Annotated in this window: 16 protein-coding genes; 6 read left to right on the top strand and 10 right to left on the bottom strand. The window is 69.8% G+C overall.

Going from position 1 to position 19,330, the window contains the following annotated elements; all coding sequences use genetic code 11:
• Positions 1-58 precede the first annotated feature (58 nt).
• A complete protein-coding gene (locus QFZ52_RS08070; protein ID WP_307497105.1) occupies positions 59-1,453 on the top strand; it encodes a GntP family permease in 1,395 nt (464 codons plus the stop codon).
• Between the two features lie 171 nt (positions 1,454-1,624).
• On the opposite strand, the gene QFZ52_RS08065 is transcribed toward QFZ52_RS08070, so the two are convergent.
• The 3 genes from QFZ52_RS08065 to QFZ52_RS08055 form a co-directional block, all read right to left on the bottom strand.
• A complete protein-coding gene (locus QFZ52_RS08065; protein WP_307497104.1) occupies positions 1,625-2,383 on the bottom strand; it encodes a ThuA domain-containing protein in 759 nt (252 codons plus the stop codon).
• The gene (locus tag QFZ52_RS08060; RefSeq protein ID WP_307497103.1) at positions 2,383-3,492 is read right to left on the bottom strand and encodes a Gfo/Idh/MocA family protein; all 1,110 of its coding nucleotides are present in this window, start codon (positions 3,490-3,492) and stop codon (positions 2,383-2,385) included. Before QFZ52_RS08060 ends, QFZ52_RS08065 begins: the two co-directional genes overlap by 1 nt.
• A gap of 193 nt (positions 3,493-3,685) precedes the next feature.
• Complete coding sequence (locus QFZ52_RS08055) at positions 3,686-4,891, bottom strand: ROK family transcriptional regulator (protein ID WP_307497102.1); 1,206 nt, start codon at positions 4,889-4,891, stop codon at positions 3,686-3,688.
• A gap of 168 nt (positions 4,892-5,059) precedes the next feature.
• On the opposite strand from QFZ52_RS08055, the gene QFZ52_RS08050 reads away from it, so the two are divergent.
• Genes QFZ52_RS08050 through QFZ52_RS08035 form a run of 4 tightly spaced genes read left to right on the top strand, consistent with a single transcriptional unit; the run spans position 5,060 to position 9,146 of the window.
• Complete coding sequence (locus QFZ52_RS08050) at positions 5,060-5,863, top strand: sugar phosphate isomerase/epimerase family protein (RefSeq protein ID WP_307497101.1); 804 nt, start codon at positions 5,060-5,062, stop codon at positions 5,861-5,863.
• Complete coding sequence (locus tag QFZ52_RS08045) at positions 5,860-6,975, top strand: Gfo/Idh/MocA family protein (RefSeq protein WP_307497100.1); 1,116 nt, start codon at positions 5,860-5,862, stop codon at positions 6,973-6,975. The genes QFZ52_RS08050 and QFZ52_RS08045 overlap by 4 nt, the downstream gene beginning before the upstream one ends.
• Positions 6,972-8,138 (top strand): Gfo/Idh/MocA family protein, encoded by a 1,167-nt coding sequence (locus QFZ52_RS08040; protein ID WP_307497099.1) that lies wholly within the window; start codon positions 6,972-6,974, stop codon positions 8,136-8,138. The genes QFZ52_RS08045 and QFZ52_RS08040 overlap by 4 nt, the downstream gene beginning before the upstream one ends.
• A 3-nt stretch (positions 8,139-8,141) precedes the next feature.
• A complete protein-coding gene (locus QFZ52_RS08035; protein ID WP_307497098.1) occupies positions 8,142-9,146 on the top strand; it encodes a sugar phosphate isomerase/epimerase family protein in 1,005 nt (334 codons plus the stop codon).
• A gap of 88 nt (positions 9,147-9,234) precedes the next feature.
• Here the strand turns inward: QFZ52_RS08035 and QFZ52_RS08030 are convergent, their stop codons facing one another.
• From QFZ52_RS08030 to QFZ52_RS08020, 3 genes are read right to left on the bottom strand one after another with little or no spacing between them, the layout of a single operon-like run.
• A complete protein-coding gene (locus tag QFZ52_RS08030; RefSeq protein WP_307497097.1) occupies positions 9,235-10,737 on the bottom strand; it encodes an APC family permease in 1,503 nt (500 codons plus the stop codon).
• 55 nt (positions 10,738-10,792) lie between these two features.
• The gene (locus tag QFZ52_RS08025) at positions 10,793-11,620 is read right to left on the bottom strand and encodes an SDR family NAD(P)-dependent oxidoreductase (protein WP_307497096.1); all 828 of its coding nucleotides are present in this window, start codon (positions 11,618-11,620) and stop codon (positions 10,793-10,795) included.
• A 50-nt stretch (positions 11,621-11,670) separates the two neighbouring features.
• Positions 11,671-12,489: an SDR family NAD(P)-dependent oxidoreductase gene (locus QFZ52_RS08020; protein WP_307497095.1), complete on the bottom strand. Its 819-nt coding sequence runs from the start codon at positions 12,487-12,489 to the stop codon at positions 11,671-11,673.
• A gap of 276 nt (positions 12,490-12,765) precedes the next feature.
• On the opposite strand from QFZ52_RS08020, the gene QFZ52_RS08015 reads away from it, so the two are divergent.
• Positions 12,766-13,611 (top strand): molybdenum cofactor biosynthesis F family protein, encoded by an 846-nt coding sequence (locus tag QFZ52_RS08015; RefSeq protein ID WP_307497094.1) that lies wholly within the window; start codon positions 12,766-12,768, stop codon positions 13,609-13,611.
• Positions 13,612-13,743: 132 nt separating this feature from the next.
• On the opposite strand, the gene QFZ52_RS08010 is transcribed toward QFZ52_RS08015, so the two are convergent.
• From QFZ52_RS08010 to QFZ52_RS07995, 4 genes are all read right to left on the bottom strand, one after another.
• Positions 13,744-15,141 carry an aldehyde dehydrogenase family protein gene (locus tag QFZ52_RS08010; protein WP_307497093.1) on the bottom strand — a complete coding sequence of 466 codons (1,398 nt, stop codon included), beginning with the start codon at positions 15,139-15,141 and terminating at the stop codon, positions 13,744-13,746.
• A 153-nt stretch (positions 15,142-15,294) separates the two neighbouring features.
• A complete protein-coding gene (locus QFZ52_RS08005) occupies positions 15,295-17,316 on the bottom strand; it encodes a primary-amine oxidase (RefSeq protein ID WP_307497092.1) in 2,022 nt (673 codons plus the stop codon).
• A gap of 211 nt (positions 17,317-17,527) precedes the next feature.
• Positions 17,528-18,496: a helix-turn-helix domain-containing protein gene (locus QFZ52_RS08000; protein ID WP_307497091.1), complete on the bottom strand. Its 969-nt coding sequence runs from the start codon at positions 18,494-18,496 to the stop codon at positions 17,528-17,530.
• 146 nt (positions 18,497-18,642) lie between these two features.
• Positions 18,643-19,263, bottom strand: coding sequence for an L-threonylcarbamoyladenylate synthase (locus tag QFZ52_RS07995; protein ID WP_307497089.1), 621 nt, complete (start codon positions 19,261-19,263; stop codon positions 18,643-18,645).
• Positions 19,264-19,330: the final 67 nt, after the last annotated feature.

The following is a 19,330-nucleotide window of genomic DNA, read 5'->3' as shown; positions in this document are numbered from 1 at the left end:
CCCCCACTAAATCATCCGCGCCCCGGCCCCCGGAGGCGAACAGCTCAAAGGAGAGAACATGGATGGATTCCTGTCGTGGCTGCGCCACGACACAGCAGGCTTGCTCCTGCTGGCAGGCGTGGGCATCGCCCTCCTGCTTTTCCTCATCATCAAGGTGAAGGTCGAACCCTTCATCGCCCTCGTCGGCACGGGCGTGCTCGTGGCCCTCGTGGGCGGCGTGACAGTCGAGCAATTGGTGGGCTCACCCATCAAGAGCAGCGACGCCCTCATTGAAAAGGGCTTCGCCGGGATCCTCGGTCACATCACCCTGATCATCGGCCTGGGCACGGTCCTGGGCGCCATCCTGGAACGCTCCGGCGGTGCGGAAGTGCTGCTCGGCCGGCTCGTGAAGGTGTTCGGCGAGAAGGGCACCCCGCTCGCCATGGGCATCACGGGCTTCGTGCTCGGCATCCCCGTGTTCTTCGACATCGGCATCTTCGTCCTGGCGCCGCTCGTCTACGTGGCCGCGGTCCGCGGCGGCAAGTCCCTGGTCCTGTACGCCCTGCCGCTCCTCGCGGGCCTCTCCGTGACCCACGCGTTCCTGCCTCCTCACCCGGGTCCCGTGGCCGCGGCCGGCCTCTTCCACGTGGAACTCGGCTGGATCATCATCATGGGCCTCGCCTGCGGCATCCCCGCCTGGTTCGTCTCCGGCATGCTCTGGGGTACCTGGATCGGCAAGCGCGTCATGGTGAACGTCCCCGAGGACCGCATCGTCCCGGAAGCCGAGGAGGCCAAGGGGCGCGAGCCGCACATCGGCGTCGTCGCCCTGACCATCGGCCTGCCCATGATCCTGATCCTGGGCGCGACCTTCGGCAACGTGTTCCTCCCGGCGGGAGGCTTCCGGGACGTGCTGATCTTCTTCGGCAACCCCGCCATCGCGCTCACGGTCGCCGTGCTGCTGGCCATGTGGCTCCTGGGCATCCGCAACGGCATGACGTCCAAGGACCTCTCTGAACTCAGCTCCTCCTCGCTGCGTCCGGTGGGCATGATCCTGCTGGTCGTCGGATCTGGCGCATTCTTCGGTGCGGTGCTCGCCGCCACCGGCGTGGGCAAGGCCGTCGCCACCTCGCTGTCCGAGGCCGGGCTGCCGCTCATCGTCTCGGCCTACGTGATCGCCTGTGGCATGCGCATCGCCCAGGGCTCCGCGACCGTGGCGATCGTGACCACGGGCGGCATCCTCGCCCCGGCGCTGACCTCCGGTCAGTACTCGCAGCCGCAGCTGGCCCTGCTGGTCATGGCCATCTCGTCCGGCTCCATCATCGCGAGCCACGTCAACGACGGCGGGTTCTGGATCATCTCCAAGTACTTCAACATGTCCGTCAAGGACACGCTGAAGACCTGGACCGTGCTGGAGACCGTGCTCTCGGTGGTCGGCTTCGGCATGGCGAGCCTCCTGTGGGTACTCGTCTCCTGACGGAGCGCTCTCTTTAGGGCACAGCGCCTTCAAGAGCGCAGCGCCTTTGCAAGCACAGCGCCTCCCCGGCGGAATCGTCCCGGTACTCCCGGCGCCGACGACGGCGAAGGGCCGGCCACCTCTCGGTGACCGGCCCTTCGTGTTGTCCTGCTGTGTCCTGTTCAGCCGTGGTCAGACCGCGGGGAGCGCCTCGTACCAGCCGCTCTGGAGGTTCTGGACGCCGGGCTCACGCCGGTCCAGACCGGGCTGCGCCGCCCACCGCACGCCGTTGGCCAGTACCTTGCGGACCTCGGGGTGGTGGTACACCGGATACTCCTGATCGCCCGGGCTGAAGTAGAAGATCCGGCCCTTGCCGCGGGTGAAGGTGACACCGGAACGGAACACCTCGCCCCCGGCGAAGGAGCTGATGAAGACCAGATCGTCCGGATCCGGAATGTCGAACAGCTCGCCGTACATCTCCTGCTCCGGGATGATGATCGGGTTCGCCACGCCTTCGGAGATCGGATGGGACGGCTTCACATTCCACACCAGTTCCCGCTCCCCGTCGTTGCGCCACGCGAGGGAGCAGCTGGTGCCCAGGAGCTTGATGAAGATCTTGGAGAAGTGCCCCGAGTGCAGCACGAGCAGACCCATGCCGCCCAGGACGTGTCGCTGCACGCGCTCCACCACGGCGTCGTCCACCTCGCCGTGCGCCATATGGCCCCACCATAGGAGGACGTCGGTGGCCGCGAGGACCTCCTCGGTCAGGCCGTGGTCCGGCGCGGAGGCCAGGGTGGCCGTGGAGACTTCGGCGCCGGGCAGGAGTTCCCGGAGTCCGTCGGCGATCGCGCCGTGCATGCCGTCGGGGTAGATCTCGCCGATGTGGCCCGGTTCGTTGAGTGATTCGTGGACGCCTTCGTTCCACACCAGGATGCGCAGGGGACGGGACATCAGAGCTGAACCTCCCGGTTCTCGCGGGCGGACCGGTACGCGGCGTCGATGATGCGGGCACGGCCCAGGGCGACCGAGCCGTCGTGCCGGGCCCATTCCTCGGGGCCGGAGCGGACCGCGGAGACGAAGTCCTCCACCACCTGCTGGTGCATCCCGTTGGGGCCGATCACCGGGGCGTAGTCGGCGCTCGCTTCGCCGGTGTCCTTGTAGACGGTCAGGTGCCCGGCTTCCGGCATCGGTTCGCCGGCCACCCGGAGCTCGGCGCCGCCGTCGGTGCCGTAGACCAGGAAGTTGATCTCGTCGTCGGGGTTGCGGTAGCTGGCCCAGCCGGCCTCGATGAGGAGCGCGCCGCCGCCCTCCAGGCGGAGGAACGCCGAGGAGAAGTCCTCGACTTCGAAGCGGTGTTCGGTGGAGGTCGCCTTGTAGCTGCCGCTGCCGCCGAGACCGCGGTGTCCCAGTTCGGAGTGCGTCGTGGCGCTGACGGAGAGCACCTTCGGCTCGCCGAGCAGATGCAGCGAGTAGTCGAGGACGTGCACCCCGATGTCCACGAGGGGTCCTCCGCCGGCCAGCGCCGGGTTGGTGAACCAGCTGCCGAGGGTCGGGATGCCCTTGCGGCGGAGCCACGCCGCCTTGGCGTAGTACGGCCGGCCGATCTCGCCGGAGTCGATGACCGTCTTCAGGGCGCCGATGTCGCCCCGGCGGCGGTGGTTGAACGCCACGTCCAGGACGCGACCGGCGCGCCGCGCGGCGTCGACCATGGCCTGGCCCTCGACGGCGTCCTTGGCCAGCGGCTTCTCGCTGAGCACGTGGAGGCCGCGTTCCAGGGCCGCCACCGTGATGGGCGCGTGCAGGAAGGTGGGCACGGCGACGCTGATGGCGTCGAGACCGCCGGCGTCGAGCATGTCCTCCCAGCGGGCGTACGTCGCGGGGACGTCGTACTCCGCCTGGAGCTTCGCCAGGGGTTCGGCCTCCATGGCGGCCAGCGCCACCACGCGGACGCCGGGGATCCGGGAGTACGCCTCCAGGTGCTGCTGGCCGGCCCAGCCGATGCCGACGACGCCGACCCTCAGCTGCTGCTCAGCGTCCGGCCGGGTGGATTCCTGAGTCACAGGGGTTCCTTTCGGGGTGGTGGAGAGGGGTGGTTCTCGGGGCTTTTGAGAAGACTTTTGCACAATAAAAGTCATAAGTAACGCGCAAGAAGCCAAGAGCAGATTTTCACGCGCCGCCCGGTGCGTCAAGGGTTTTGCGTCAGCGTTTGCACATCGCCGTTGGCGCATCGGCGCTTACACATCCCTGCGGCGCTCAGGCGTGAGCGATCGCCGCCTCGATGGACTCGGGGGAGAGGAGGTGCTCGATCACAAGGCGGCTCGCTCCCAGGATGCCGGCATCCGCTCCCGCGCGCGAGGGCTCGATCCTCAGGTGCCGCGTGGCGAGTGGCTGAGACCGCCGGTACACGGCCTCCCGTGCGCCGGCCATGAGGGGATCCCCGGCCTGTGCGAGCGTGCCGCCGACCACGATCACAGAGGGGTTCAGCACGTTGACGCAGAACGCGAGGACTTCACCGAGGTCCCGTCCCGCCTGTCGCAGGGCGTGGATGGCGGCCACTTCGCCGCGGGCTGCGAGGGCGACGACGTCGGATCCGCGGTCGGCGTCCAGGCCCTGGAGTCGGAGTTTCGCCGCCAGCGCCGGTCCGGACGCCACCGCTTCCAGGCACCCGGTGTTGCCGCAGCGGCAGGGGACGTCCTCGCCGTCGGGCACCCGGACGTGGCCGATGTCGCCGCTCGTGCCGTCCGCGCCGCGCTGGAGCCGGCCTCCGGCGATGATGCCCGAACCGACGCCCGTGGCCAGCTTCACGAAGAGGAACTCCCGGTGTTCGCTCCAGTGCGTGTGCTGTTCGCCGAGGGCCATGATGTTGACGTCGTTGTCCACCAGGACCGGCACCTGCCACTCCTGCGCCAGGCGCTCGGGCACGTCGAAGCCGTCCCAGCCGGGCATGATCGGCGGGTTCACGGGACGCCCGGTCTCGTGCTCCACGGGACCCGGCAGGCCGACGCCGATCCCGGCGAGTTCCAGCTCGTCCCGGCCGAGGCCTGCCAGAAGTTCCCTCCCGGTGGCGGCGATCCAGGCGAGGGCGGATTCCGGGCCGTCGGCGATGTCCCGGGGCTCCGAATGGCGCGCCAGGATGGTCCCGCCCAGGTCCGCGACGGCGACCGTCGCGTGAGCGCCGCCGATGTCCGCGGCCAGCACGATCCGGCGGGAGGCGCGGAAGGCGAAGCGCGACGGCGGCCTGCCTCCCGAGGAGGCGGCCTCGCCGGCGGCCTCGATCAGGCCCGCGCCGAGCAGGGCGTCCAAGCGGGCGACCACGGTGGTCCGGGCGAGTCCCGTGAGGTCCATGATCTCCGCGCGCGTGCGGGCCTTGCCGTCCCGGAGCAGCTGGAAGAGCTGGCCGGGACCGCTCGGGGCGGTGGGATCCGCGGCGCCGGGTGCGGCGGGAGAACTACTGGTCATGCATAAGACATAGCACAGGAGGCCGCCGGCCTCGTTACTTTACTGGGGGTTCGTGGATACTTTTGCTTGACTTCCGTCATAAGTGGCCCTTAGCGTGGGGCGTAGCCTGGGCCGAGGATGACCCATGTCACAGGATGTCCATCAGCAGTCAGAAGGGGTGCCCCACTCATGTCCTACTCCGTGCAGCTCTACAGCGTCCGCGACGCGCTCAGCCAGGACCTTCCGGGGACGCTCCGGCGTCTCGCCGAGCTCGGGTTCACCCAGGTGGAGCCGTACGGCTTCGCCGCGCTGGCCGATCAGCTCGGTCCGGCCCTGCGGGAGAACGGGCTCTCGGCGCCCACCGGGCACGCCTCGCTGCTGTCCGCGGACCAGGACGAGATCTTCACGGCGGCCCGTGAACTCGGCATCGGCACCGTCATCGACCCCTTCGTCGAACCGGCGCAGTGGCAGGACGCCGGGAGCGTGCGGGACATCGCCGAGCGCCTGAACGCCGCAGCGAAGAAGGGTGCCGAGTACGGCATCCGCGTGGGCTATCACAACCACTACTGGGAGATCGGTTCCACCCTGGAGGGCACCACGGCCCTCGAGTTCTTCGCGGGCCTCCTCGACCCCGAGGTCGTCCTTGAAGTGGACGCCTATTGGGTGGCCGCCGGCGGTCAGAATCCCGCCGCGTTCCTCCGCCGCCTCGGAGACCGCGTGGTCGCCGTGCACCTCAAGGACGGCCCCATCACCGTGCTGCCCGGCGATGGCTTCGACCCCGAGCAGATGGCCGGGATCACCGCCTCGCAGCTCCCGGCCGGTCAGGGCGAGGTGAACATCTGGGATGTCATCGACGCCGCCCCGGGTCTGGAAGTGGGCGTCGTGGAGTTCGATGACTACGCCGGAGACATCTTCGAGGGCCTCGCCGCCTCCCTGGCCTATCTCGACGCCGGCCGTCCGGACAGCGGCGCCCCCTCCGAGGCCGGCGCGTGAGCCGCGGCCCGGTCGGCGTCGCGCTCATCGGCGCCGGGAACATCAGCAAGCAGTACCTGGACAACCTCACCGTCTTCCCGGATGTCCGGGTCGTCGCCATCACGGATCTCTACCCGGAGGCGGCCAAGGCCCGCGCCGAGGAATACGGGATCGCGGAGCACGGCACGCCCGAGCTGGCGCTGGAGCACCCGGACGTCGAGATCATCGTCAACCTCACCATCCCGGCCGTGCATGCCGACGTCGCGTTGCAGGCGATCCGCGCGGGGAAGCACGTGTGGAGCGAGAAGCCGCTCGCCCTCGATCGGGAGAGCGGCCGGGAAGTGCTGGAGGCGGCGGCCGCCGCGGGGGTGCGGGTCGGCTGCGCGCCGGACACGTTCTTAGGAGCCGGGCTCCAGACGGCGCGCCGCGTGATCGAACGCGGCGACCTCGGCACGCCGCTCACCGCACAGACCGTCATGCAGTACCCCGGGCCGGACCGCTGGCACCCGAACCCGGCGTTCCTCTTCCAGCGGGGCGCCGGACCACTGTTCGACATGGGTCCGTACTACGTGACCGCCCTCGTCCAGACGTTCGGCAGCGCCCGCAGGGTCGCCGCGATGGGCTCGGCGGCACTGACGCGGCGCACGGTGGCGACCGGTCCACTGGCCGGTGAGACCTTCGACGTCGAGGTCCCGACCCACGTCAGCGCCCAGATCGAGTTCGAGGGCGGTGCTTCCTCGCACAGCGTCTTCAGCTTCCAGTCGCCTCACGTCCGGACGGGCTACGTCGAAGTCGCGGGAACCGAGGCCACGCTGCTGATCCCGGACCCCAACAACTTCGATGGCGAGCTTCGGCTGATCCGCCCCGGCGAGGACGACTGGTCCGTCATCGCGGCGAGCGGGGCGGCACAGGGACGTGGCATGGGCGTGCTGGACCTCGCCCGCTCGATCCGCGCCGGCGTGCCGCACCGGGCCACGGGCGAGCTGGCCTTCCACGTGCTGGACACGATGATCGCCATCTCCGATTCCGTGGAACGCGGGGAATTCCTCACGGTGGACAGCTCCGCGGAGCCGTCCGAGCCCCTCCCCGAGGACTGGGATCCGCTCGCGGCCACCCTGGAGGGGACGGCATGAGCGGGGAGACCCGGCCGCTGGGGGTCGCGGCCATCGGCTACGCCTTCATGGGGAAGGCGCATTCGCAGGCCTGGCGGAATGTGGCCTCGTTCTTCGACGTGCCCGCGTTCGAGCGCAAGGTCCTGGTGGGCCGGGACGGCGCCCAGGTGGCCGAGGCCGCCGAGAGGTTCGGCTGGCAGGAGTCGGCCACGGACTGGCGCGAGGTGATCGCGCGGCCGGACATCGACGTCGTGGACATCTGCACACCCGGCTGGACCCACGCGGAGATCGCCATCGCCGCGCTGGAGGCCGGCAAACACGTCCTGGTCGAGAAGCCCCTCTCCAACACCCTCGAGGAGTCGCAGGCCATGGTCGAGGCCGCGGCGCGTGCCGCCGAGCGCGGCGTGAAGTCGATGATCGGCTTCAACTACCGTCGCGTGCCGGCCCTCGCCTACGCCCGGCGCCTGATCGGGGACGGCCGCCTGGGGGAGATCCGCCAGGTGCGGGCCTCCTACCTTCAGGACTGGCTCGCCGACGAGCAGGCGCCCATGTCCTGGCGGCTCCGCCGCGAAACGGCCGGAAGCGGCGCGCTCGGCGACATCGCCAGCCACGCGATCGACCAGGTCCAGTTCCTCACCGGCCACGACGTGACCGGCGTCTCGGCCCGCCTGGAGACGTTCGTGCCCCGGCGCCCCGGGCCGGATGGCGAGGAGGACGTCACGGTGGACGACGCGGCCTGGCTGACCCTAGCGCTCGACGGCGGCGCGGTCGCCTCGGTGGAAGCCTCCCGCATGGCGTTCGGCCGGAAGAACGCGCTGCGCATCGAGGTCTACGGCAGCGCGGGCGCCCTGGCGTTCGATCTGGAACGCCCCAACGAACTGCAGTTCCTGGACGGCGCCGACCCGGTGGAGGAACAGGGCTTCCGGACGATCCTCGTCACGGAGCCGGAACACCCGTACGTCTCGGCGTGGTGGCCCCAGGGCCACGTGATCGGCTGGGAGCACACCTTCACGCACCAGGTGCGCGATTTCCTCGTCGCGATCCGGGACGGCGGCACACCGTCGCCGTCGTTCGCGGACGGGCTCCAGGTGCAGTCTGTGCTGGACGCCGCCGCCCGGTCCGCGGAGGCGCGTGGCGCCGTCGTCGATCTTCATCCCGCATCCCCAGCCACCCAGGAGGCCTGAGCCATGGCACGACCTTTCACCCTCTTCACCGGCCAGTGGGCCGACCTGACCCTGGACGAGGTGGCCGGCCTGGCCGCCGGCTGGGGCTACGACGGACTGGAGATCGCCGTCTCCGGTGAGCATCTCGACGCGGCCCGCTGGGACGATGACGCGTACATCGCCGAGCGGCTCGGGATCCTCGAGAAGCACGGCCTGAAGCTGTGGGCCATCTCGAACCACCTCAAGGGCCAGGCCGTGTGCGATGACCCGATCGACTTCCGGCATCAGGCGATCGTCGGCAGCGCGGTGTGGGGCGACGGCGACCCGGAGGGCGTGCGGCAGCGCGCCGCGGAGGAGCTGAAGAACACCGCGCGGCTCGCGAGGAAGCTCGGCGTGAAGACCGTGGTCGGGTTCACGGGGTCCAAGATCTGGCAGTACGTGGCGATGTTCCCGCCGGTCCCGGCCAAGGTCATCGACGCCGGCTACCAGGACTTCGCGGACCGCTGGAACCCCATCCTCGATGTTTTCGACGAGTGCGGGGTGCGCTTCGCCCATGAGGTCCACCCGAGCGAGATCGCCTACGACTACTGGTCCACGCAGCGGACGCTCGAGGCGATCGGGCACCGCGAGGCGTTCGGGCTCAACTGGGATCCGTCCCACATGATGTGGCAGGGCATCGACCCGGTCTCCTTCATCACCGATTTCGCGGACCGGATCTACCACGTGGACTGCAAGGACACCCGGATGCGGATGGGCAACGGCCGCGCGGGTATCCTCTCCTCCCACCTGGCCTGGGGCGATCCGCACCGCGGCTGGGACTTCGTCTCGGCCGGACGCGGGGACGTGCCGTGGGAGGACTCGTTCCGCGCGCTCACGGCCATCGGCTACGACGGTCCCATCTCGGTCGAGTGGGAGGACGCCGGGATGGACCGGCTGCAGGGTGCGCCCGAGGCGCTGGCGGCCCTGAAGCGCTTCGACTTCGAGCCCAGCTCCCAGTCCTTCGACGCCGCCTTCAGCAACCAGAGCTGACGACCCTCCCGTTCTTCGCGAAAGAACAGCTGATGCCCGGATACGGCGTGTATCCGGGCATCAGCTGTTCTCTCGCGGGGTGGTGGGGTCACGTGGCCGGTGAGGGGAGCGGCTCGGACTCCTCCGCGTCGTCCAGACCGGCCTTGTCCATGTCCTCCGCCAGCGCCGCGTACACCTGAGGCCGCTTGCGCCGGAGGTACGGGCCGAGGATGAGCCCGCCGACGACGGCCACCACCAGCAGGAGCGGCAGGAGCCGCACGGCCAGGGCGTCCGAGCCGGCCACGATGTCGAAGTTGATGATCGCCAGGACCACGATCGTTCCCAGACCCAGCATGGCGATGAGCGGCGCCACGAAGGTCCGGCCGGTCCGCGGGTCCCGCTGCCGCCGGAAGTGGATGATGATCGCGAGGGCCGCGAGCACCTGGAGCACCATGATGCACAGCGTGCCGAACCCGATCATGCTCGGCACGAGCGAGGTGATCGGGTCGAGGCCGGCCAGGGCGAACGCCCCCGCTACGACGACGGCGAACACCGCCTGCACGACGCACGCCACCACCGGCGACCCTCCCGCGTTGGTGCGGGCCAGGGCGTACGGGAACACCCGGGCGCGGCCCAGGGCGTAGAGATAGCGGGCCGCCGAATTGTGGAAAGCCAGCATCGCCGCGAAGAGGCTGACGAGCAGTAGGACCATCATGACCTTCACGAGCGGATCCCCGAGGTACTGCCCGGCCAGACTGAAGAGCAGATCGCCGGATTCAAGGTGTTCCTGCGCGGCGCTCTGAGCCTGCGCGACCCCCGTGGCGCTCACCACGGCCCAGCTGGTCAGGGCGAAGACCACGCCGATGATGCTCACGGCGATGTACGTGGCACGGGGCACCGTGCGGGAGGGGTTCTTGGCCTCTTCGCCGAAGAGGCTGGTCGCCTCGAATCCGAGGAACGCCGTCGCCGCGAGCAGAAGCCCGATGGGCAGCGAGCCGGAGAAGATGGCGTCCGGGGAGAAGGCCTCCACGCTGAAGCCGGTGCGGACCAGGACGGAGATGTCGAACACCACGAGCACCAGGGTCTCCAGCACCAGGGCGATGCCGAGCACCGCGGAGCTGATGTCGATCCCTCGCCGGGCCAGTAGGAAGGACGCCACGATGGACAGCAGACCCCACACGTACCAGTGCACGTCGAGACCGGTCAGCTGGGCGATGACGGTCTGCATGAAGAAGCCGCTGGTCCCGATGGTGCCGACCACGAAGAAGTTATAACCGAGAGTCGCGATGAGTCCGGCCACGAGACCGCCGGTCCGGCCGAGGCCCTTGAGCACGAAGGCGTAGAAGCCTCCGGCGTTGACCAGCACGCGGGACATCTGGGCGTAGCCGACCGCGAAGATCAGGAAGAGAGCGGCGATCACGAGGAACGCGAAGGGCGTGCCTCCGCCGTTGCCGAGGGCGATCGCGAGGGAGGCCACCACCACCGTGCCGGTGAGCGGAGCGACGGCGGCGAGCACCAGGAACACGACGCCGGGGGTGCCGAGCGTGCCGCGTTTGAGGCCGGAGGCCGAGCCGGGTGACGCCGGGCTCGCTGAAGCTGGGAGTTTTTCCACGCTGTGTCTCCTTGACGGTGAAGCGGATGCGAGGGGATGGGGGAGGGGCGGCTGGTCAGAGACCGGCGTCGGCGAAAGCGATCGTGGGCACGTCCACCACGTGAGCGCCGCCGTCGGCCACGAGCACGGCGCCGGTGATGTACGAGGAGGCAGGGGACCCGAGGAACAGCGCGATCGAGGCGATCTCCTCGGGTTCCGCGGGACGGCCGAGGGGGACGTTGCGGGTCACGGTCCGGTAGGCGTCCTCCCGGGAGGCGATCCCGGCCTGCGCTGCGAATTCGTCCATTTCGGCGTCGGCCATGGGGGTCCGCACCCAGCCGGGGCAGATCGCGTTGACGCGGACGCCGTGGGGGCCGTAGTCGCGGGCGAGGCTCCGGGTCAGGCCGATCAGAGCGTGCTTACCCGTCGTGTAGCCGACCACGGACGGCCCGGCGAAGAGCCCGGCGAGGGAGGACATTACCACGATCCGGCCCGAGCTGCGGATGAGCTCCGGGAGGCAGGCGCGGGCCGCGACGAAGGCCGTGTTCAGATTGGCGCGCAGGGCGGCGTCCCAGGCGGCGTCGTCGGTGTCGAGAGCGGAGGAGAAGCCGTGGCCTCCCGCGTTCGCGACCAGGACGTCCAGCCGTCCGTGTCGGCGGACGATCTCGGCGACGGCCTCCTGGGCGGATGCCGCGTCGGAGGCGTCCAGGACGAGGGCCGTGCCGTTGATGTCCTCGGCGATCGCCTGCAAAGGTTCCGCGCGGCGGCCCGCCACGATCACGGTTGCACCCGCCGCGGCGAAAGCGCGGGCGATCGCGGCGCCGATGCCGGTGCCTCCGCCCGTGATCAGGACGACCTGCGACGGGGTCTCAGAGGCTGTGTTCGTCTCGGGAGCGGTGGTCATGATGTCGTCCAAAGCAAGGTGTCCTCCAAAGTCAGGTGGGGAAGGCCGTGTCAGGCCGGGAAGGCGCTGCGGGCGCTGTACGCGAAGTCGCTGAGCAGGGTGGTTCCGTTGACGGGCCCCGACCGCGGAGACAGGAGGAACAGCACCTGCTGTGCCACCTGCGCGGGGCTCTGCACCGGGAAGGCGGCGTCCGCGAAGCCGCCGGGTTTCTCCAGATCGGTCCGGCTCATGGGGGTGTCCACCACGGAGGGACAGAGGGAGTTGACCCGGATGCCGTGCCCGGCCCACTCGACGGCGACCGCTCGCCCCAGCTGGACCAGTCCGGCCTTGGACGCGCAGTAGGGTGCCATGCCGGGCGCCGCGACGACGGCCGAGTCACTCGCCAGAAGCACGACGGCGGGCTGCCGCCCCTCGCGCAGCAGCGGCAGGGCGTGCTTGAGCACCAGGAACGGGGCGAGCAGGTTGACGTCGAGCACCATCCGCCACTCCCGTAGGTCCGTGTCCTCCAGGGGTGTGCCGACCGGCCCGGAGACCCCGGCACACGAGACCAGGAGATCCACTGAGCCGAAGCGTCCGGCCAGGGAAGCGAACGCCGTCTGGACCGCGGTCTCATCGCAGAGATCCAGGCACAGCGGCACGAAGCCGGCCCTGGGTGCGGGAGGGCCGTCGTCGGACGCCGGGAGGCGCGAGCCGTCCGGTGACAGCGGCGACGCCGAGAACTCCTGGGCAACACGGTCCAGGGCGGCCTGGTCGCGGTCGAGCCCCGCCACCGAGCAGCCCTCGTCCAGGAGCGCGGCACACACCGCGCGGCCGATGCCGCTCGCCGCGCCGGTCACCACCGCGATCCGGCCGCTCAGCCCGGCGTTCACGGGTGCGCCTCGGGGGAGCGGGCCGCGGAGGGCGAAGTCGTCGAGTTCATGGCTCTCATCCTGAACTCTGTGCGCGACGAGAGCGCCAGGGCCTGCGCGGAACGGCTACTGCCTTGCCCGCCCGGGCAAGTGGACGCGAGGCTCTTCACCCCTGGGCAAGTGCAGGGCGCGGACACCCATGGGAATGCGCGGGCCACGGGAGCAGACTGAAAGCAGGCCCGGCAGCCCGCCGGGCGTGGACACGCTGTTTTCAGCACGGCAGTTTCAAGGAGCATCATGACGGAACACGGCACGATTCCGGGCACCTCGCTCTCCGACACCTCGACCTGGCTTCCCCTGGACGGTCTCGCCCCGGGGTTCGACGCCAACAAGGCCCCGCATGACGCCGGGCTGGCCGGCCAGGTGGTCGTGGTGACCGATGAGCGCGGGACGAGCGTCACCCACGAGTTCACCGACAGCGAGGTGACCTGGGACTACCAGCCCGGCCCGGACGACTCCCTGGAGGCTCATCAGGGCACGGACGCCTACGAGGCCTTCCTGGTGGACGACGGGCTCTACTTCGTCCAGTTCCACCACCGCTTCCGTCCTGATCAGGCCGTGTCGCTGGTGCTGGATCTGCGCGACGGGCGCGCGCTGAGCGTGCTCAGCACCATCCTGGATGAGGACCGCCCGGCCGGTGCCACCCGCGTGCGGCACGACTTCGGCCCCGCGGTGATCGCGGGCGCCGAGGTGAGCGGCGCGGCGCCCGCCCCGACGTCGTCCCTGATCGGCCGTCGCGTGGTGTGGGACTACAGCCCCGAGCATGCCTACGAGCACATCTACCTCTCCGAGCAGTGGTACACCTGGCAGTGCCTGGCCGGACCGGAGAAGGGCCTGGCGGACACGGACGAGAACTCCGTCTGGGAGGTGCGGCCCGGCATCTACGTCTTCGCGTGGCGGGAGAAGGTCATTCCTTGCGCCTCGGTGACCATCGCCGACCACCGGGACGCCTCCGCCATCCGCTCACACGGCGTGCTCTTCGGCCTTGACGAGACCGGCGAGGTCCCCACCCACTTCACGTTCGGCGCCCACGGCCGCCTGGTGTCCATGACGGTCCACCCGGAGAACCTCAACTTCGTGTGAGCCGGCTCCGCCCGGCGTCGTCCGAGGGTGTCCGGCCCAGCCTGACCCCGCGGCGCGAGCCGCACGCGAAAAACCCCCGGAAGGAATCTTCCGGGGGCTTTCGCATGCTCGGGATAGATCCGGCGTCGGGTGTCAGCTCCTGATGACCTGACTCGCTGCGACCGCCTTGAGGCCCTCGACGCCGAACTCCAGGCCGTAGCCGGACTGCTTCACGCCGCCGAACGGCACCATCGGGTGCAGGCCGCCGTGGCTGTTGACCCAGACGGTCCCGGCCTGGAGCCGTGACGCCAGCTCCAGAGCACGGTCGCGGTCCGAAGACCACACGGACGCTCCGAGCCCCACGGACGCGGCGTTCGCCATCGCGATGGCGTCTTCCACATCGTCGAAGCGGATCACGGGCAGCGCCGGACCGAACTGTTCCTCCTGGACCAGGTCGGCGTCGTCGGCGATGTCCGTGACGATCGTGATGGGGAAGAACGTCCCGCCCAGGGGAGTCCCGCCGGTGGCGAGCGTCGCCCCGGCGGCCTTCGCGGAGTCCACCAGCCGCTGGACGATGCGGAACTGCGCCTCGTTCTGCACCGGACCGAGCAGATTGCCCTCTTCCAGCCCCGGACCCATCGGCGTGCGGGCGGCGACGGCGGCCAGCTCGCGGACCACCGCGTCGTGGACGGAGGAGTGGACGTAGAGCCGCTTGAGGGCCGCACAGGTCTGGCCGGTGTTGATGAACGCGCCCCAGAAGAGGTCCTCCGCGATGGCGGCCGGATCGACATCGTCGAGGACGATCCCGGCGTCGTTCCCGCCGAGCTCCAGGGTGAGGCGTTTGATGGTGTCCGCCGAGCTGCGGATGATCGAGCTGCCGGTCTTGGTGGAACCTGTGAACATGACCTTGCTGATGGCGGGGTGCTCCGCGAGGGCGGCACTGACTTCACGGTCGCCGCTGATGGCCTCCAGGACCCCGGCGGGAAGCACCGAGTTCACGACGTGCACGAGCGCCAGGACGCTCAGCGGCGTGTACTCGGACGGCTTGACGATCACCGCGTTGCCCATGCGCAGCGCCGGGGCGAACTGCCAGACCGCGATCATGAGCGGCCAGTTCCACGGTCCGATCGCCGCGACGAGCCCGAGCGCGCGATAGTGCAGCTCCGCCCGTCCGCTCTCGTCGTCCACCAGAACCTGCGGTTCGAGCACGGTGTCCGCCGCAGCGCGCAGCCAGGCGGAGCAGGCGCCCACCTCGAAGCGGGCGTTCGGGCCGTCCAGGGGCTTGCCCTGTTCGCGGGAGAGGAGGCGGGCCAGGGCCTCGCCGTGGGCTTCGACCGCGTCGGCGGCGGCGTGGAGCAACCGGCTCCGCTCCTCGTGGCCGAGCGCGGCCCAGGCCGGCTGCGCCGCCGTCGCGCGGGCGATCGCCGCCTCGAGGTCCTCCACGCCCTCCACCGGCGCACGACCGATGACCTCTCCGGTGGCGACGTCGCGGATCTCCCGCCCGCCGTCACCGGCCTGGACGGCGTTCAGCAGTTCCTCGTACTGTTCCATGGTTCCTCCTCCTGATGGACGGTGCTTCCCTCACGTTAGGACCGGGCGACCTGCCGGTCATCGGCTCCCAGCGTGCGCGGCTTGTCCGGCAGCGCATGATCACCGGACGGACGACGACGGCGGCCGGGCCTCCGCCGTCCTCGCGCGCCACGGTCAGTGGCAGGTGCAGGCCTGCGCGCCGCCGCAGCACCCGGCGCCGGCGCTCTTGGCGCCGTCCGCGAGATCGAGGGCCGGGTTCCGGTCCAGGAAGCCGTGCGGCTTGAGGCTGAAGCCCGAGTAGTCCACGGGCATGATCGGCCAGTCCTCGGTGCGCGGAACATGGGTGGGACCGAAGACGTGCCACAGGACCAGCCGTTCGTCCTCCAGGGGCCGGTCGGCCGCCGTCCAGGCCGGGAGACCCGCACCGCCCGGGTGGGCGTTCGGGAAGTCACCCGCCGGGAACCGCTCGTCGCTGCGGAGCGGTGTCGCCCACAGGTGCTCCGTGGCGAAGGTCGCCCGCTGGAACACGGTCGCCTCCGGCTGAGCCATGAGGACCGGCCCCGTGTGCGGGTGGAGCCGGTACGCGGTGGGACGGCCCACGGCGTTCGTGGCCAAGCCGCTCCGGACCTCCCAGACGCGTCCGACCGAGGAATCCGCCTTCCTGCGGGCGGCCGACTCCGTGGGCAGGAGTCGTTCCTCCCAGGTGAAGGCGTTCCCGTAGGGGTTGGACGGACCGGTGGGGACGCCTCGCACCTCGACTTCGTAGAGCGAGTTCTCCGGCGTGTCCACGGCGGTCTCCAGACGGGCGCAGAACAGGTGCTGATGCACCGGGGCGAAGACACCCGGGGCCACCTCGGGGGCGTGCGGGTTCTCGGCGCCGGGATGGCCCGCGCCCGCGAACACGATCCCGGTGGCCTTCGCCTCCAGCTGGATCGTCCCGTCCAGGTACAGGTACCAGAAGAAGCCGTAGTCGTAGTTGCCGATGGTGGAGAAGTAGGAGATGACCAGACGGCGGGAGCGGCGGACCTCCGTGTTGCCCTCGGTGTCCGTGTGCTTCCAGAGGATCCCGTAGTCCTCCTCGTGCATGCAGACGGCGTGCGGGATCTTCACGGGGTGCCCGTGGTCGTCCGCCACGAACTGATCGAAGTAGTGGATCACGCCGAGACAATCGCAGCCGAGGGTGAGCGCGTTGGCGTTCTTCCCCAGGAGGTACTCGCCGGCGTCGAAGTAGCTGATCCAGTAACGCCCGATCGCCGTGTCACCGTACGGCACCACCATCTCGGGGACGCTGGCCCGGCGCAGGACGCTGCGCTCCCGCTGACCGTCCCGGAAACTCAAGCTATTGAGCACCAGACCCTCCCGGGCGTTGAACCCCACCCGGAAGGACCAGTTCTCCCACGTGACCTTCGAGCCGTCCACCTGGAAGCTCGGACCCTCCGGCTGGGTGATCTCGATCGGCTTGAGGCTCTCGCGGGCCGGACCCCGGGCGGAGAGCGAGTAGTCGCCGGAGGCCTCAGGCACGGGCACGTCCCCCTCGTCGTCCACACGGATGACGCGCTCGCGGGTGAGGTCGATGTGGACCACGAGTCCCTCGACGGGGTGAGCCCAGGGGCTGTCGCCTTCGTGGTCGCGGAGGAAGGTGAGGGACCGGATGACCCGCGTGCCGCTCTCATCCTCGCGGCCGAAGTGTCCCGGGGCCAGGGGCGCGCAGAACGCGAGCTCTCGTCGGTCTTCGAGTCCGCGGCGTTCCATGGCGGCCTGCCAGGCAGGGTCGTCCTTGACGATCCGTTCCACGCGGTCGTACTCCTCGAAGAGGTACTGCGGCTGGCCTTCGGTGTCCGTGTCGATGGTGCGGACCGACTCCACGGCCCCGGCGTCATCCGTCTCCGGTTCGCCGAGCAGGACGACGGCCCGCGTGGCCTCGCCCGTGGCGACATCCAGGAGGACGATCTCGACACGGCGTTCCAGGGGCGCGCCCACCTGCCAGCGATCCAGCCACTCGGCCTCGGGCGCCAGCGGCAGAAGCTGCGGAACGCGGACCGTGGCTCCCAGCAGCCCGGCATCATCCAGCACGGCCCGGGTCCGCGCGATCTCCTCCGCCGTGAGCGGGTCCAGCGGATGCGCCACCTCGCGTGGCTCCGTGGTCCGTTCCCCGTGGGTGTGAAGAGTGGTGTCCGTGTGCCCGTGCGCCATCATGTGGTCCTTCCGCGATGCCGGGCGCCGGTCCGGCCGGCGCCCACTGTCCCTCCCACGCTAGGCGTATCGGGCCGGCAGGGGAGGGAAGGCTTCAGGCATGGTCAAGGCCTGTGCTCTCCCGGCCAACACCGTGCCTTCCCGCCCAGCACTGTGCAGTCCCGGCAAAGACCACAGCGCACGACGGCGGCGGCGCGCCCGCCGTCGTCCGGCGTCAGGCGGCGAAGCGCATCCGGAAGTCGCGCGGGCTCTCGCCGAACGTCGACTTGAAGGTGCGGCTGAAGTGAGCCGGGTCCGGGAAGCCCCACGACGCCGCGATGGAGGCCACCGAGCGGTTCACGAGGAACGGATCGGAGAGTTCGCGCTGGCACCGGGCAAGGCGCTGCTGACGGATCCAGGCGGACACCGTCACGCCCTGGGAGTGGAAGAGCCCGTGCAGATGCCGCGTGGAGATGTAGTGGGCCGCCGCGATGGAGCCCGGGGTCAGGTCCGGTGAGGCGAGGTTGCGCTCGATGTACGCGTGGATGTCGGCCAGCAGTTTCTCCCGCGGGTCCACGACGGGGCGCTGGGCGCCGAGCGACCCGGCGAACGCGGTGGCGAGGACGTCCAGACAGGAGTTGGCGATCCGCACGCCGAAGGGGCCCGAGAGCTGGTCGAGACTCGTGGACACTTTGGCCAGGAGCGCGGCGGCGAGGCTGCCGAGCTGGCCCGGAGCGGCGAGGTTGACGGCGGAGATCTGGTGGATCTGGGATTCGGGCAGCTCGAAGGTGGACTTCGGGAACATGGCCACGAGCACGCGGGTCTGCTCCTCGGAGATCACGGAGTACGGCCGGGAGGTGTCGTAGACCGCCAGATCGCCGGGCTGGAGGAACACCTCGCGCGAGTCCTGGATCAGGAGGCTCGACCCCGCCAGCACGAGGCTGACCTTGTAGTAGTCCTCGCCGCCCTGCCGGATCAGTTCGGGCGTCCGCTCCACCTGATGCCCGCCGGCCGTGAGCTCGGTCAGGTGGAAGTCCAGGGCGGAGGCCGACCGGATGCTGCTGAAGAACACCCCGTGCTCCGGGCCGGACACCTTCAACGGGACGAAGGAGGAGGAGACACTCTCCCGGAAGGCTTCGAAGTCGTGGCTGCGCTGGAAGCTGACAGGCTGTCCGGCGGCGCCGTGTGCGGGAGCGTGCATCATGATTCCCATCCGTTGATCAGAGGCGTCCATCGTGTGATGGAGATCTCAGTTCGGTTGCCCAGGATTGTATATGATCCAGGATGGGGATGAGAAGCCCCGCGGTCTTGCGGCGAGGTATATGAAGGTAGCGCCGGCGCGTGCCGCGGTTATTCGAACCGGGACGGATCGCCCATGCCGTAGCGGGCGATCTCTGGATAGCCGCTCGAGTAGTCGATCACCGTGGTGGGCTCCGCGCCACATTCACCGGCGTCGATCACGGCATCCACCTGGTGGTCCAGCTCTTCCTTGATCTCCCAGCCCTCGACCATGGGGGTCTCCTGACCGGGCAGCAGCAGGGTGGAGGACAGGAGCGGTTCGCCGAGCTCGTCCAGAATCGCCTGCGTCACGCGATGGTCCGGGATGCGCACGCCCACGGTCTTCTTCTTGGGCTGCAGGAGGCGTCGCGGCACCTCCTTGGTGGCCGGGAGGATGAACGTGTAGCTGCCCGGGGTCACCGCCTTGATGTCGCGGAAGGCATCGTTGCCGATGTTCACGAGCTGGCCCATCTGGGCGAAGCTGCTGCAGACCAGGGTGAAGTGGTGCTTGTCATCCAGATGCCGGATCTGGCGGATGCGGTTGAGCGCCTCCTGATTGCCGAGGGCGGCACCGAGCGCGTAGCAGGAGTCGGTCGGGTAGGCCACCAGGCCGCCGTCGCGGATGATCTGCACCACCTGCTGCACGAGGCGGGGCTGAGGGTCCAGGGGGTGAATGTCGAAATAGCGGGCCATGCTTCTGAGCATACGTCGGCTCCGGTAGCGTGTGAGAGGTGCAATCATTCCTCGACTTCATCGTCGC

Source organism: Arthrobacter woluwensis (assembly GCF_030816155.1).
GTDB classification, from domain to species: Bacteria; Actinomycetota; Actinomycetes; order Actinomycetales; family Micrococcaceae; genus Arthrobacter_E; species Arthrobacter_E woluwensis_A.
Note: the sequence above shows the minus strand (reverse complement) of the source record. Positions and strands in the feature narration are given on the sequence as shown.

What these genes read in the sequence shown, in the direction of transcription:
- QFZ52_RS08000 (WP_307497091.1), bottom strand. Translation starts at nt 18,496, where the DNA reads ATGATGCACGCTCCCGCACACGGCGCCGCCGGACAGCCTGTCAGCTTC.
- QFZ52_RS08055 (WP_307497102.1), bottom strand. Translation starts at nt 4,891, where the DNA reads ATGACCAGTAGTTCTCCCGCCGCACCCGGCGCCGCGGATCCCACCGCC.
- QFZ52_RS08010 (WP_307497093.1), bottom strand. Translation starts at nt 15,141, where the DNA reads ATGGAACAGTACGAGGAACTGCTGAACGCCGTCCAGGCCGGTGACGGC.
- QFZ52_RS08035 (WP_307497098.1), top strand. Translation starts at nt 8,142, where the DNA reads ATGGCACGACCTTTCACCCTCTTCACCGGCCAGTGGGCCGACCTGACC.
- QFZ52_RS08065 (WP_307497104.1), bottom strand. Translation starts at nt 2,383, where the DNA reads ATGTCCCGTCCCCTGCGCATCCTGGTGTGGAACGAAGGCGTCCACGAA.
- QFZ52_RS08040 (WP_307497099.1), top strand. Translation starts at nt 6,972, where the DNA reads ATGAGCGGGGAGACCCGGCCGCTGGGGGTCGCGGCCATCGGCTACGCC.
- QFZ52_RS08025 (WP_307497096.1), bottom strand. Translation starts at nt 11,620, where the DNA reads ATGACCACCGCTCCCGAGACGAACACAGCCTCTGAGACCCCGTCGCAG.
- QFZ52_RS08005 (WP_307497092.1), bottom strand. Translation starts at nt 17,316, where the DNA reads ATGATGGCGCACGGGCACACGGACACCACTCTTCACACCCACGGGGAA.
- QFZ52_RS08050 (WP_307497101.1), top strand. Translation starts at nt 5,060, where the DNA reads ATGTCCTACTCCGTGCAGCTCTACAGCGTCCGCGACGCGCTCAGCCAG.
- QFZ52_RS07995 (WP_307497089.1), bottom strand. Translation starts at nt 19,263, where the DNA reads ATGGCCCGCTATTTCGACATTCACCCCCTGGACCCTCAGCCCCGCCTC.
- QFZ52_RS08070 (WP_307497105.1), top strand. Translation starts at nt 59, where the DNA reads ATGGATGGATTCCTGTCGTGGCTGCGCCACGACACAGCAGGCTTGCTC.
- QFZ52_RS08015 (WP_307497094.1), top strand. Translation starts at nt 12,766, where the DNA reads ATGACGGAACACGGCACGATTCCGGGCACCTCGCTCTCCGACACCTCG.